The 13,180-nt window shown below is 66.3% G+C and carries 11 protein-coding genes and 1 tRNA gene; 7 read left to right on the top strand and 5 right to left on the bottom strand.

Annotated elements, in window-relative coordinates; all coding sequences use genetic code 11:
* Positions 1-301 precede the first annotated feature (301 nt).
* A complete protein-coding gene (locus ACFQ4E_RS14530; protein WP_386804781.1) occupies positions 302-1,717 on the bottom strand; it encodes a diguanylate cyclase in 1,416 nt (471 codons plus the stop codon).
* 100 nt (positions 1,718-1,817) lie between these two features.
* On the opposite strand from ACFQ4E_RS14530, the gene ACFQ4E_RS14525 reads away from it, so the two are divergent.
* The 5 genes from ACFQ4E_RS14525 (at position 1,818) to ACFQ4E_RS14505 (ending at position 4,585) form a co-directional block, all read left to right on the top strand.
* A complete protein-coding gene (locus ACFQ4E_RS14525; RefSeq protein ID WP_386804780.1) occupies positions 1,818-2,102 on the top strand; it encodes a DUF3572 domain-containing protein in 285 nt (94 codons plus the stop codon).
* Positions 2,099-2,794 carry an HAD family hydrolase gene (locus ACFQ4E_RS14520; protein ID WP_386804779.1) on the top strand — a complete coding sequence of 232 codons (696 nt, stop codon included), beginning with the start codon at positions 2,099-2,101 and terminating at the stop codon, positions 2,792-2,794. The genes ACFQ4E_RS14525 and ACFQ4E_RS14520 overlap by 4 nt, the downstream gene beginning before the upstream one ends.
* 66 nt (positions 2,795-2,860) lie before the next feature.
* Positions 2,861-3,463 (top strand): heme NO-binding domain-containing protein, encoded by a 603-nt coding sequence (locus ACFQ4E_RS14515; RefSeq protein WP_386804777.1) that lies wholly within the window; start codon positions 2,861-2,863, stop codon positions 3,461-3,463.
* Positions 3,460-4,452: a GGDEF domain-containing protein gene (locus tag ACFQ4E_RS14510; protein ID WP_386804775.1), complete on the top strand. Its 993-nt coding sequence runs from the start codon at positions 3,460-3,462 to the stop codon at positions 4,450-4,452. Before ACFQ4E_RS14515 ends, ACFQ4E_RS14510 begins: the two co-directional genes overlap by 4 nt.
* Before the next feature lie 58 nt (positions 4,453-4,510).
* A tRNA-Gln gene (locus ACFQ4E_RS14505) sits at positions 4,511-4,585 on the top strand.
* 189 nt (positions 4,586-4,774) lie between these two features.
* Here the strand turns inward: ACFQ4E_RS14505 and ACFQ4E_RS14500 are convergent.
* The 4 genes from ACFQ4E_RS14500 to ACFQ4E_RS14485 all read right to left on the bottom strand — a co-directional run bounded on the left by ACFQ4E_RS14500 (position 4,775) and on the right by ACFQ4E_RS14485 (position 11,127).
* The gene (locus tag ACFQ4E_RS14500) at positions 4,775-6,316 is read right to left on the bottom strand and encodes an aminotransferase class V-fold PLP-dependent enzyme (protein ID WP_386804773.1); all 1,542 of its coding nucleotides are present in this window, start codon (positions 6,314-6,316) and stop codon (positions 4,775-4,777) included.
* Positions 6,317-6,446: 130 nt separating this feature from the next.
* Positions 6,447-7,787: a hypothetical protein gene (locus ACFQ4E_RS14495; RefSeq protein ID WP_386804771.1), complete on the bottom strand. Its 1,341-nt coding sequence runs from the start codon at positions 7,785-7,787 to the stop codon at positions 6,447-6,449.
* Entirely contained in the window at positions 7,784-8,557 is a 774-nt protein-coding gene (locus tag ACFQ4E_RS14490; RefSeq protein ID WP_386804769.1) for an outer membrane lipoprotein-sorting protein, read from the bottom strand. The genes ACFQ4E_RS14495 and ACFQ4E_RS14490 overlap by 4 nt, the downstream gene beginning before the upstream one ends.
* Positions 8,554-11,127, bottom strand: coding sequence for an efflux RND transporter permease subunit (locus ACFQ4E_RS14485; protein ID WP_386804767.1), 2,574 nt, complete (start codon positions 11,125-11,127; stop codon positions 8,554-8,556). The genes ACFQ4E_RS14490 and ACFQ4E_RS14485 overlap by 4 nt, the downstream gene beginning before the upstream one ends.
* A 151-nt stretch (positions 11,128-11,278) precedes the next feature.
* Here ACFQ4E_RS14485 and ACFQ4E_RS14480 point away from each other — a divergent pair, with 151 nt between their 5' ends.
* Together ACFQ4E_RS14480 and kynU are read left to right on the top strand one after the other, a co-directional pair.
* Complete coding sequence (locus ACFQ4E_RS14480) at positions 11,279-11,560, top strand: hypothetical protein (RefSeq protein WP_386804765.1); 282 nt, start codon at positions 11,279-11,281, stop codon at positions 11,558-11,560.
* Positions 11,561-11,927: 367 nt separating this feature from the next.
* Positions 11,928-13,148 carry a kynureninase gene (gene kynU / locus ACFQ4E_RS14475; protein ID WP_386804763.1) on the top strand — a complete coding sequence of 407 codons (1,221 nt, stop codon included), beginning with the start codon at positions 11,928-11,930 and terminating at the stop codon, positions 13,146-13,148.
* Positions 13,149-13,180: the final 32 nt, after the last annotated feature.

Below are 13,180 nucleotides of genomic sequence, written 5' to 3'. Positions count from 1 at the left end.
CTTGAGTCGGGTCTGGGGCGAAAGTTACCGACCAAGATGAGGCCGCCGCAGCCCTGTTGGAAGAGGCCAATCTGCCCCGCGTCGGGATGTCGCGCCGATCTGACGGTGGTGGTGTCTCGGTGAGGCCCGAGCGGTTCGGGGCAAACAGGCGAGTTTTCCGACCTCTTGCTCGGTCTTCTCGCACAACCACCCTAGCTGGGCTACGCAACTCTTTCGCTGCGAAGCCGGCGCCGTGCGCTTGAAGGCGAGGACCGGTCGCGGTCTTCCGTTCGGCTCGTGCCAAGAGCCGAGATACCGGCCCTCACGTCCCTCCTGCAGCGAAGAGCGGCAGTTGGGCCTGTCGGACGGGGCTCGCAATCCGCGAGAGAACCATTCGATCATCATAAAGCATCGCCCGGTTCCGTCCGCCTTTCTTCGCGGCATAGAGCGCGGCATCGGACTGCTCGAGGATCCCTTCGACCGTGCTCGATCCATCGCCCATCGCCACGCCGAGGCTGATCGTCACCGGGACCGTCTCGTCCGGGGAGGTTCGGACCGCGGCGCAGAGCCGTCGCGCGGCCTGCATCGCGCGCTGGGCATCGGTGTCGGGCATGGCGATCAGGAATTCCTCGCCGCCCAGGCGGGCGATCAGGTCGGCGCTGCGCAGGCTTCCCGACAGCCGCTCCGCGGCGCGGGCCAGCACCCGGTCGCCTTCCTGGTGGCCGTGCCGGTCGTTGATCCGCTTGAACCGGTCGAGATCGGCGATCATCACCGCGAAGGGCCGATCCTCCCGGGCGGCGCGCTCGGCCATCCGTTCGATATGCGGAAGCGCGTAGCGGCGATTGTAGAGACCGGTAAGCGGATCGGTGAGCGCCGCTTTCAGCCCGGCCCGGACCGATGCGCGCAGGCGCTGCCGGATACGCTCAGAGGCGATCTGCTTGTCGAGGCGCAGCGCGAATTCCCGGGGATCGACCGGCTCCATCAGGATGTCGGACGCGCCCAGATCGAGCGCCGCCGCCGCGCCCTGGCTCTGGTCGGCCCGCGCGATGTAGAGGATCCCCGCGTGACGGCTTGCCGGACGCGCGCGCAACTCGGCCAGAAGCGACAGAGCCTGCCCGCCGAGGACGGTTTCGGAGACCACGTAGACCTCGGAGCTCGGGTTCTCGTCCCGGAGCACGTCCCGCGGGTCGCGATTGGACAACCGGTAGAGCGGGCGCGCCCGTAGCGGTGCGCATAGGGCTTCGAGGCGCGTCTCGCCGGCGTTCGCCAACACCGCGATCTCGGCCGGCCGTTCGAACGGCGCGGCCGCTTCGGCCAGGCCGAGCGCGCGGTCGGTGCCGTCGCGCAGTCTCAGCTCGCGCTCGCTGTCCCGCGCGCGCATCAGGTTGCGCATCCGGGCAAGGAGAACTGCATCGTCCACCGGCTTGACCATCACGTCATCGGCCCCTGAACCGAGAAGCGCCAGCCGCGCCGCAGGATCGGCGCGGTTCTGCAGCACCAGGATGCGCGGCTCGCCTGCGGAGCCCGACCGGCGCAGCGCGGCGCAGAGCGCGGTGACCGGGCGGTCGGGCAGGTCGGAGGCCAGGATGATCACGTCGATCCCGCCCTTTGCCACCCGTGCCATCACATCCGCGGCGCTGGCCGCCTGGCTGATGTCGTAGCAGGCCGCCAGTAGCCTGACCCTGAGCACGATCCGGTTGGTCGGCGTCGCATCGGCGATCAATACGCGTCCCGCCATGACCTCTCCCTCCGTCTGCGATAGAGCTGCGAGCTTGCGCTGGCCCGTTCTCTCGGTTTTCTGTCAAACTCGTTAAGAATTGGTTTCGGGGAGAGCGGAGATGGCGACCGATCGCGAGCGCGCGGAGATCGTGGGATTGCAGGCCGTGGCCTGGCTGGCCGGGCATGACGACCTCTTGCCCGTCTTTCTGGGCTCGACCGGAGCCGATGCCGAGACCTTCCGGACCGCGCTCGCGGACCCGGTGTTCCAGGGATCTGTTCTCGACTTCCTGATGATGGACGATGCCTGGCTGACCGAGTTCTGCGACGCGCGCGAGCTTCCCTATGACGCGCCGATGCGGGCGCGGATGGCCTTGCCGGGCGGCGAACAGGTCAACTGGACATGACGGGCGTAGAGGCGATCCTCTTCGACAAGGACGGCACGCTCTTCGATTTCCAGGCGACCTGGGGAGCCTGGGCCGTGGATGTGATCGACACGCTTGCCGAGGGTCACGAGGACCGGGCCGCCGCCTTGGCCGACGCGGCGCGGTTCGACCGCCAAGCGGCGCGGTTTCATCCCGACAGCCCGATCATCGCCGGGACGAATCGCGAGGCGGCCGAGCGCCTTGCCGCGGTCCTGCCGGGGACACGGGCCGAGGCGCTCGAGGGATTTCTGTCCGAGCGCGCGGCCCAGGCGCCGCTGGTGGCCGCGGCGGATCTCGTCCCGCTTCTCGACAGGTTGCGCAACTCGGGCCTCGCGCTCGGCGTGGTCACGAACGACACCGAAGCGGTCGCGCGCGCACATCTTTCGAGCGCGGGCGTTCAGGACCGGTTTCGCGCGATTCTCGGGTTCGACAGCGGTCACGGAAGCAAGCCGGAGCCGGGGCCACTTCTCGCCGCCGCGCGGCTGCTCGACGCGACGCCCGAGCGGTGCCTGATGGTGGGCGACAGCCGCCATGATCTACTCGCGGCGCAGGCGGCAGGCATGACCGGGCTGGGGGTCCTGACCGGCCCCGCACAGGAGGCGGAGCTGGCGCCCCTCGCGGCAGAGGTGCTGGGCTCGATCGGAGAGCTTCCGCGCTATCTTGGGCTCGGCTAACTCTCTTCGGCGCTGTTCAGACTTTATTAATCCAAAGCTGTCAGAGTTCCTGCCAGGAGCTTCGCGATGCATGGATTGATCAATCGCACCATCCAGAATTTCGTGACGGACAGCTACGGCGCGGAGCGTTGGACAGAGGTGACACGGGCGGCCAATGCCGAAACCGCGGATTTCGAGCCGATGCTGTCCTATGACCGTGAGACCACGTCGGGCCTCGTCGCCGCGATGGCCGCGGTCCTCGAACGCACGCCGGAAAACTGCCTCGAAGATCTCGGCACCTATCTCGTGTCGCATCCGAACTCGCGCACGGCGCGGCGGCTGCTGCGCTATGGCGGCGACGACTTCCGTGAGTTTCTCCTGTCGCTCGATGACCTTCCGGACCGGCTGCGACTGGCGCTCCCGGACCTGCGGCTGCCGGAGCTCGAGGTGATCGAGCACGACGCACAATCCTGCACGGTTCTCTGCCGCGGCTCGGAGCCGCTGTTCGCCGCCGTCCTTCTCGGCGTTCTGCGCGCGATGGCGGATGATTACGGCGCGCTTGCGCTGCTGCAGCCCGGCTCGCGGCTCGATGGCGTGGCGACGCTCGACGTCCTTCTGGTCGACGAGGCGCATGGGCTCGCCAAGAGCTTCGATCTCGCCCCGGCCCGCGTCGAGGAGACGCTGGAATGAGCACGCCCTGTCCGCTGGACACGCTCTGCCCGATGCATCTCGACCTCTCACCTGACGGAGGCATCTGTCACGTGGGACCGACGATGGCCCGCGTGCTTGATGGCCTCTCATGGCACCACCGGCCCGTCCTTGAACTCATCCATGTCGACCGCCCGCGCGGGCTCGACGCGTTTTCCGATCTGGTCCAGCAGTCGGGCCGCAAGCTGCGGCTGAGACTGCGGGCCGACGAGGTGCGGCTCTCCGGCGTTCTGGTGCGGAAGCCCTGCGGCGGCGCCATTATCGACTGCAGTTTCGGGATCGGCGTGGGCGAGGCGGTGGCGCGCTACGGCTTGTCCGGTCGGGATTTCGCGCCGACCGATCTGTCCGTCGAGTTCCTGTTCCTGCAGGAAGCGAAATCGGCGGCGATGAGCGCCTCGCGCCGTTTGAACCGGCGGCTTCAAAGCGCGCGTATCCTGGCGGAGACGCAGGCCTTCACCGACACGCTGACCGGCCTCGGCAATCGCCGCGCGCTCGACCAGGCGCTCGACCGCCTGACGCATGAGGGGCGGCCTTTCGCGTTGATGCAGATCGATCTCGATCTCTTCAAGGCGGTCAATGACAGCCTTGGGCACGGGGCAGGGGACGCGGTGCTGCAGGCCGTCGCTGAACGCATCGACGCTATCGTGCGCAGCGGCGATACAGCCGCGCGGGTCGGCGGCGACGAGTTCGTGCTGATCTTTCCCGGCCTCGCCGATGCGGCACGGCTGGAACGGATCGCTGCGCGCCTGATCGCCGCGATCGAAGAGCCGGTCTTTCATGATCGCCAGGCCTGCCGTGTTTCGGCGAGCATCGGCATAGCCTGCTCCGAGCATTGCGCCACCACCGGGATCGCCCCGCTCGAAGCCGCGGACCGGGCACTCTACGACGCGAAGCACGCGGGCCGAGGACGCGCGGCATTCGCCAAGGGGCACGGCAGCTTGGCGGAGCCGGCCGTCCTGAAAGAACCTTGAATTTTGCACGCGGACGGTCTTGATCCCGCCAAGCCACCGAAGTAAGTAGCCCCGCAGTTGGGGTGTAGCCAAGCGGTAAGGCAGCGGTTTTTGGTACCGTGTACCGTAGGTTCGAATCCTACCACCCCAGCCACTTCCTCTAAAGACATCAGTGACAGCCCTGCGAGGATCGCACTTCGGCCGCCCGAGAGTGTCTTTCACACGGCGATCACTAAAGGCCGTGAGCCGGTTTCCGAGGGTCGTCATGTGAAAACGGGCGCCCTCATCAGGCGGGATCAGTCCCGGCTGATGAAGGCGTCCGCTTTCAGAACTCCAGCTCTTTTCAGAAGAAACTCGCGGCCCTCGACAGGTAGGAGGTTATCCGCTGTTTCGAGCGTTTGCCGCTTTGCTCCTCGGTGAGGTTGAAGCGCGCGGAGACCGGTTGGAACATGCCGGTCTTCGGATCGGCCCGGTATCTCGTGCGGTGCAGGCGCGACACGCGCGGCAGGTCCGTGACCGCGGACAGCACGCGCTCGACCTCGGCATCGGTGAAAAGCGCGGAGAGGTTGAAGCGCACGAAGCCAGGGCGCTCCAGCTCGTGACCGAGCGCGATGGAGCCGTAAATGCGGGCCTCGGCATCCGGTCCGAAATCCAGGAGCCGGTGCGCATAGGGGCCTGCGCAGGCGCAGCCGCCGCGGGTCTGGAGACCGTAGAGGTCACTCAAAAGGCGGGTGGCGTATTGGTAGTGAACCGGCGTGCCTTCGTCGTCCCGGGCGGTGAAGGAAAAGATCGGCAGCCGCGGGATCGACGGGTCGCCCAGGACCGACAGCGACGGTTCCGTGCCCAGTCTCTCCAGTCCGAGACGGGCCAGCTCGGCCTGCCGCGTGTTCAGGAACTCCTGCCCGATCACGTCCTTGACGAGGACCGCGAGGCCCGCGCGGATGTCGCCGAGGATGTTCGGCGTTCCCGCTTCTTCGCGGTCTTCGATGCGCGCGGAATATTGCGCCGTGCGCTGCGAGACATAGACCACCGTCCCGCCGCCCGGCCAGCTTGGCACGGTGCGCGTGCAGGCGGCGCGGCGCACGATCAGCACGCCGGAGGCGCCCGGCCCGCCGACGAACTTGTGCGGCGAGAGGCAGATCGCGTCGATGGTCACGCCGCGCGCCGGGTGGACCGAGACCGGCAGGTACGGCCCGCCGCCCGCGTAGTCCCAGACGGAGCGCGCGCCGTATTCCTGCAGGACGCGCGTCACCGAGGCCACGTCGCTCAGCGCGCCGGTGACATTGGACGCGGCGGAGAACGTGCCGATCAGAAGGCCGCCCGCCGGTGCGTCTTCGAGCCCCTTGCGCAGGGCGTCGAGATCCGGGCCGCCGGTCGGCGCCTCGGGCACTTCGACGACGGTCGCCCCGCTTTCACGCCAGGGCAGGATGTTCGAATGGTGTTCATAGGGGCCGTGGAAGACCAGAACGGGCCGCCCCTGCGCGACCGCTTCCGGCACGTTGAACAGCGACACCAGACGGTTCAGGCCCGCCGTGGCGCCCGACCCGGCGAAGACCACGGCATGATCCTCGGTTGCTCCGCAATGGCGCGCGATCAGGGCGCGGGCGGCTTCGCGCAGCTCAGTCGTGCGCGCACCGGAATACGAGGCCTCGGTATGGGTGTTGGCATAGGTCGGCAGCACCTCTTCCATCATGAAGCACTCGACCTGGCGCAGGGCGCGGCCCGAGGCCACGTAATCGGCGTAGAGCATTGGCATCGGACCGAAGGGCCCGTCCACCTTGGCGGTCTTCCCGATCAGGCCCGCGCGCAGCCCTTCGTGGCCACCGGCGACAAGTCCTTCGCGGAAATGATGAAATGGATCGGCTGTGACGGAGTTGATGTGCATCCTGGGGCGCCTGTCATATGCTTGTATTTGAATATTTGTCTGGTAATTCAGAGGTTTATGTCATCGAGTATACCTCAAGGACGGTTAAGAAGCAGTAGCCAATTCTGCTGGAGGGGGAGGGAGAGAGCACTCAGAAGCTCCAGCGTGCTGAAATGCCCACAGCCGAGGCATCGCGGAATTGACCGAAGGGCGTGTCCCGCGCGCCGTAGAATTTCGACAGGTTGAGACCCAAGGAGAGGGAATCGGTCACGTCGTAATCGGTTGTGACGCGCAGGAAGCCATCCTCCTGCGAGGGCGAGTGGAACAGGAAGGCCGAGGTCCTAAGCGTCTGGTTCAGGAACAGCCGCGTGAGACGAAGGGTGGCGACATCGCGCAGTTCAGGTGTGGCCTCGGCGCCGTCGGGAAGCGCCGCGCGATATTCCGAGCGGTCGGACATCACGGTCGCGCTGTATTGCAGCCCCAGCGTGGTGTTCTGCGCGATCTCGCGTTCATGTCCCAGAAGCGCGCGCCATTCGCTGTTGGCGATGCTCGGATCGGAGCCGTCGCGGTCCTCGACGCTGTCGAAATGGCCAACCTCCAGATATCCGATGCCGCCGAGCACCGGGCCGCGCACGGACGCGCCGAGCACGTTGAGACGGGGGAAGAGAGCGCGTCCGCTGTCATCCTGACCGGCAGGGCTTTTCCAGTGGCCGCGGAACCCGTAGAGCGCCGCTTCCCAAGAGCCGAAGGTGCGGTAGAGCCGGAGCGCCGCATCGACGCCATCGGGGCGCTTCAGGCGGGGCGCGGTCGCGGTGGGGACGCCGGTCGCCGGATCGGTGAAGCTCAGGCGCTCTCCAGTGACGATCCGGTCGGTCTGTCCGGCGTCCATCAGCGCGAGATCGACGTTCACGGCGTCGAAATAGCCCGAGACGCGCACCGCATCCACGGGCGCCTTAAGGTAGTCATCGGCACGACCGGCGAAGAAGCTCCGGTAGTCCTTGGGGAAGAGGTCGTTCACGAAGACCAGATCGCCGGTGCCCCAGGTCAGGATCTGCCGTCCGGCGCGCAGGTCGATATTGTCGAGCGGACGGAAGAAGACATGGGCCTCCCTGAGGTCGATCGGGCCGGTGCCTGTCTTCAGGTCGACGGGCTCATCCGCCACCTCGTCGACGATCCCGTCGAGCGCGAGGGTCCAGACCACGTCGCGCCCGGTCTGGAAATCGAGGTGAAATCTCAGCTCCGAGAGCGTCGGGCCTCCGAGAAGCGGGTCGTCCTCGATCCGGCTCGCGTGGCGCAGCTCCAGGAACCCGCTCAGGCTCGGGCCGGTCGTCTCCTCCGCGAGGACGGTCTCGGTCGGAGCCGCGCTCGTGGCGTCGAGGATCGGACCCGCGCCGGTGCCGAGCCCTTCGAGCCCCTCGGGCAGAGCCACCGACTGGGCGTGAGCCGCCGCAGGCAGACCGGCGAGGGCCAGGCAAAGCGCGGCAATCCTCATTGCAGGAACCGCTCCGGCGCGGCGCGCAGGCTGCGTTCCGAGAACACGTCGCCCGGAAGGCCGACATTGTACTTCACCCGGCTGTAGGAGATCGTCGTCGACCCGCCCATCGCCTTGTCGGTCATGCGGGCCTGGGTGATGGTCGGCACCCCCTGGATCGTCTGCACTTTCAGCGCCTCGAAGGTGCGATAGAGAGCGCCGGAGCGATTGTAGTACTCGGCCTTGGTCGGCAGGTAGGTGCCGCGATGAATCCACATGCGGTATTTCGCGAACTCCACGCCGCTGCGGGATTTCGGCGTGCTCTCCAGCACGAAGAAATCGCCGGTGGTCTCGATCAGGGTATGGTTGTCCTCGGTGGGCGAGCGGCCCGAGACATCCTCGTAGAAGAAATGCGAGCCGACGAAGCTGGTGCGCTCGTCGGAGGACGCGATGCGGCGGACGACGTCGAGCGCGGGCAGGTAGAGCCAGCGGTCATCGCTGGCGCGCGGGTTCTTCCAGACGAGAAAACTCGTGTCGTTCACGTCCGCGGGGCGCGAGAAATGGACGTAAAACTGCTGCTTGCCGTTCACGCCACCGGTGGTCCGGCGCAGGATCACCATGTCCCGCGCGCGGTTGCCGCCCTTGCCGGTGATCTTCATCGAGACATTGGCGCGCCCGTCATTGCCCGCGTAGTAGAAGGCCGCCGATGCCCGGTTGGCGATCTCCTGCGCCGATTGCGCCAAGGCGGTCATCGGCAGGAGGGAGAAGAGGAGGATGATGAAAGGTCTCATGCGGTTTCTCCTGTCGCGGCGGGCGAGGTTCGGGTTCTGAACAGCCATTTCTGGCAAAGGGTGACGAGCGCGGGCAGGATCACGAGCGACGCGATGCCCGAGATCAGCAGGATCATCGAGATGAATACGCCGACCGTCTGGTAGGGCGTGAGCGGCGCGAAGATCAGCGGCGTGAAGCCAACACCCACGACGATCACGTTGCGGAAGATGGCGCGTCCGGGCTCGCCGAAGACCACCGGGATCGCCGTGCGCCAGGACCCGGTGCGCCCCACGATCTTGCGCGAGCGGGCCATGAAGTGGATCGCGTAATCCACCGCCAGTCCCAGCGACAGCGACGACAGCACCGCGATGGGCATGTCGTAATCCTTGCCCACGAAGCCCAGGAGGCCATACATCACCCCGATCGACATGGTCAGCGGGATCATCGACAGCACCGCCCAGAGCAGCGAGCGGTAGAGCACGGTCAGCATGACCAGCACCACGACGAAGCTCGAGGCGAAGGCCGTGAGCATCCCGCTCACCATCTTCTGCTGCCAGACGACGTTGATGTAGGTCAGGCCGAACCAGTCATGCGACAGCGCCGTCGGCGGCGGGTTTTCCTCGACCCAGGTCTCGACCCGGTCGACCACCGACTGCATGTCACGGTTGTCGCCCGAGGTGAGCTGCAGCCAGATCGCGGAGGACCGGTAGTCCGGCGTCACGAAATGCCACAGGTCGTTGGGCCGGTGGCTGGACTGGAAGGTGATCAGCGTCTGCGCGACGGCTTCGGCGCTGTCGGGGATGCGGTATTCCTCTTCCTCGCCCAGCAGCAGTTCGCGGTGCACCGTCTTGATGATCTCGTTGAGACCGTTCGACTTGCCCACCAGCGCGCTCTCGCCGAGATCGGCCTGCAGATCCGCCATCCAGGTCAGAAGGGCAGGGTACTTGAACACCTCGCCCCGCTGCTCGGCCACGTCGAGCGCGATCAGCGCACTGTCCCAGGCCGTGTAATCGGCATCGTCGGCGGCCTCGTCCCGCCGCGTTTCGGCCAGCATGCGCATCGCCTGAAGGTCGCCCGCTGCCAGAAGCTCGGAGCGGACATCGTCATCCAGTTCGGCGAGATCCTCGGCCGTGACCTTGGCGGCGGCGCCCTCGGCCTCGAGCGCCAGATAGGCCATGTAGGTGCCGCCGAAGGCCGCGTTCAACGTGCGGTCGGCGACGCGGATCGGGTGCTCGGGCTGGAACCACTTGACCGGGTTGTCATTGATGCGGATCTGCGTGATCCCGACATAGGCCACCGCGTAGAGCGCGACCGTCACCAGAACGATGGCCTTCGCGCCGCGATAGGCCGCCATTCCGAGCTTCGGCAGCGCCGTGGTCTTGCCCTCGCTCCGGCCGAGACCCGCGAGGCTCTCGGCGCTCATGCACATGATATAGGCAGGCACCAGCGTCATGGTCAGAAGCCAGGCCAGCATCACTCCGATGGCGACGAAGATGCCGAAGACCTGCACCGGCGGGATGTCGGCCAGCGCGAGCGAGGCGAAGCCCACCGAGGTCGTGAGCGAGGTGAAGAGCATCGGCCGCCAGAGCTCGACCATGACCTGGCGAATGGTCTCGTAGCGGTCGCGCAGGCGATAGTAGCGGTCGTGGAATTCCGACAGCACATGCACGGCGTCGAGCACCGCGATGGGCATGATGAAGACCGGGATCATCGAGGCCATGATGTGGATGGTGTTGCCCGTCACGATCAACAGGCCCATCGTCATGAGCACGCTGGCCATGGCCACGATCATCGGCGCGACGATCAGCTTCACGTTGCGGAAGAAATACCACATCAGCGCGAAGATCAGCAGCATCGCGAGGGGCGCCGAGATCGCCATCTGGATGAACATCTCCACCCCGAACTGGTCCTGGGCGATGGTCAGGCCGGTGATGTGGTAGTCGTCGCCGTTCTCGAACGTGGCGATCTTGCCGCGCAGCGCCTGCGCGATCCGGTAGCTGTCGCGCTTCTGATAGATCGGGAGATAGAGCGCCATGGACCGCCCGTCGCCGGAGACGAGCGTGTCGTCGTATAGCGGGATGCGCTGCGCCTTGGCCGCAACGGCGCTCGCCTCGGCCTGCGTGGCGGGCGGCTCCTCCATCAGCCATTCGAAGCTGACGGCGCCAAGCCCGGCCTGTTCGATATTGTCGACAGCCGACGGCGCGATCACGTCGACGCGCACAACCCCGCGCGGATTGTCCTCGGCATCGGTCCAGGTCTGGTCGAAGGCAAATTCCGACAGCGCGTGTATGTCGGCAAGACTGCCCGGGGTGAACACGCCCTCGGGCCGCGTCTCGTTCACGATCCCCACGACGATGAAGTCATAAAGCCCAAACTGGGCCTTCATGTCGTTGTGAAAGACCCGCACCTCCTCGGTCTCGGGAAGCATGTTCTCGGGATCGGTGTCGATGGTCAGCGGGTGCATCAGCCGCGCGACCGTGGGCGACAGGGTCGGAGCCAGCACGGCGATAAAGAGGAAGAGACAGGCCAGTCCGGTGGCCCAGAAGACGGCTTTCGGCCGGGCGACACCGAATTCGGAAAGTGGGTTCATGTGAAATCGCTTTTGATATCGATGGTGTTATCGGGGGCGTCACCCCGGAAATCGGGAGGACAGGCTGGCGTGAGTGACTCACGGGGAGACGGGCGCGTTACCGCTATGGTTGTCGGGTGGGCATTCGTTTCTTTGGTGGTCGTCTCTCTTCATGGGCATCGGATTGGAGGACAGGCTCCGCAACACCCGCAAGATCGCGATGGAGCGTTATCGTCGCGTTAGTCATGAAGGACACCTTTCTCGGGAAATGCCGTTCTCCGAGAACGGACGCTCGCTCAAATTCGTTAAGATTGTTGGTGCTGTGCGCGGACAGCGGCAATCGAATGTTTCTTGGGGGGCATCAGGATCGGAAAAAAAGACGGTCGTTGTGAAAATTGGATGCAGTTTCAGCAATCGTTTCTTGGAGGAATGCCGGGCGGCGGCAGATCTGTGAGTGACAACGTCGGCGAGAAAAATGCCCGACGACAGCACCTGCGGTGATCTCATATTCGGCTCGATCCCGCAATGCACTTCAAGGTCTCGCGTCCAAAAGCATGTCGCGGCGGGTCTTCTCTGGGTTGTGTTCGGGCTGGCGGCTACGGGAATGGTCCCGACATGTGCCACGTCGGATTGCCAAGGGCGGGCATGTTTCTGGAGAGGAGATTCGGCAATCGCGCCCGAGCCAGGCACACGGCTGCGACCCTCCCGCCTCCGGCGTCGATGAGCGGAACATCGGTCCATCGTAAATAGCTGACGAAGAGGCTCGCGTCCCGGTTCCTCTTGGGGGCGGAATGTGCAACGACCTCAGCATGGAACACGACATGACCGCTTCACACCCCGTCCGACCCGACGCCAGCCCGCTTCTGCGCAAGGAGCGGTTCCTGCTGCCCGACGGCATCCTTTACCTCGACGGAAATTCCCTCGGGCCGCTGCCGCGCCATGTGCCCGAGCGGCTCGACGGCACGGTGCGCGAGGAGTGGGGGCAGAGCCTGATCCGGGGCTGGAACGAGCACGGCTGGATGGACATGCCGCGGCGGATCGGTGATCGGATCGCGCGGCTGATCGGGGCCGATCCGGGCACGGTCGTCCTGGGCGATACGCTGTCGATCAAGGTCCACCAGGCACTCTCGGCCGCGCTCGAGATGCGCCCCGAGCGCCGGCTCATCCTGTCGGATAGCGGCAATTTTCCGACCGATCTCTACATGGCGGAAGGCCTGATCGCCGAACTGGATCGCGGCCACGCATTGCGCCTCGGCGCGCCGGAAGACGTCATTGACCGGATCGACGACAGCGTCGCGGCGGTGATGCTCACTCATGTCGACTACCGCACGGGGCGGCTGCACGACATGGAGGCGATCACCCGCGCGGCGCACGCGGCCGGAGCGGTGATGATCTGGGATCTCGCGCATAGCGCCGGGGCTCTGCCTCTTGACCTCGCGGGGCTCGGAGCGGAGTTCGCCGTCGGCTGCACCTACAAGTATCTCAACGGCGGTCCGGGCGCGCCCGCGTTCATCCAGGTCCGGCCCGATCTGATCGACGCGATCCGCCCCGCGCTTTCGGGCTGGCTCGGTCACGCCGCGCCCTTCGCCTTCGAGCCCTCCTACCGGCCTGGCGAGGGGATCGAGCGGATGCGCGTGGGCACTCCGCCGGTCCTGCAGATGGCCGCGCTCGATGCGGCGCTCGATCTTTGGGACGATGTCGATATGGACAGGCTGCGCGCCGCCTCGATCCGGCTGTCCGAGCGCTTCATTTCAGAGGTCGAGGCCCGCTGTCCCGAGCTGGACCTCGCGAGCCCGCGCGATCCCGAGGCGCGGGGAAGCCAGGTCTCGTTCCGGCATCCCGAAGGCTACGCGATGATGCAGGCGCTGATCGCCGACGGCGTCATCGGCGATTTTCGCGCCCCAGACCTCATGCGGTTCGGCTTCACGCCGCTCTACCTGTCCGAGGCGGACGTTGTCGCCGCGGTCGACGTGCTGGAGCGCATCACGCGCACCCGGAGCTGGGATCGGTCAGAGTTCCGGGCGCGCGCACGCGTCACGTGAGGCGAGGGGAGGGGCCGCGCTCACGCAAGTCG

This window comes from Litorisediminicola beolgyonensis, assembly GCF_042679605.1.
GTDB lineage: Bacteria > Pseudomonadota > Alphaproteobacteria > Rhodobacterales > Rhodobacteraceae > Litorisediminicola > Litorisediminicola beolgyonensis.
The sequence above is the reverse complement of the archived record's forward strand: the minus strand, read 5'-3'. Positions and strand labels throughout refer to the sequence as shown.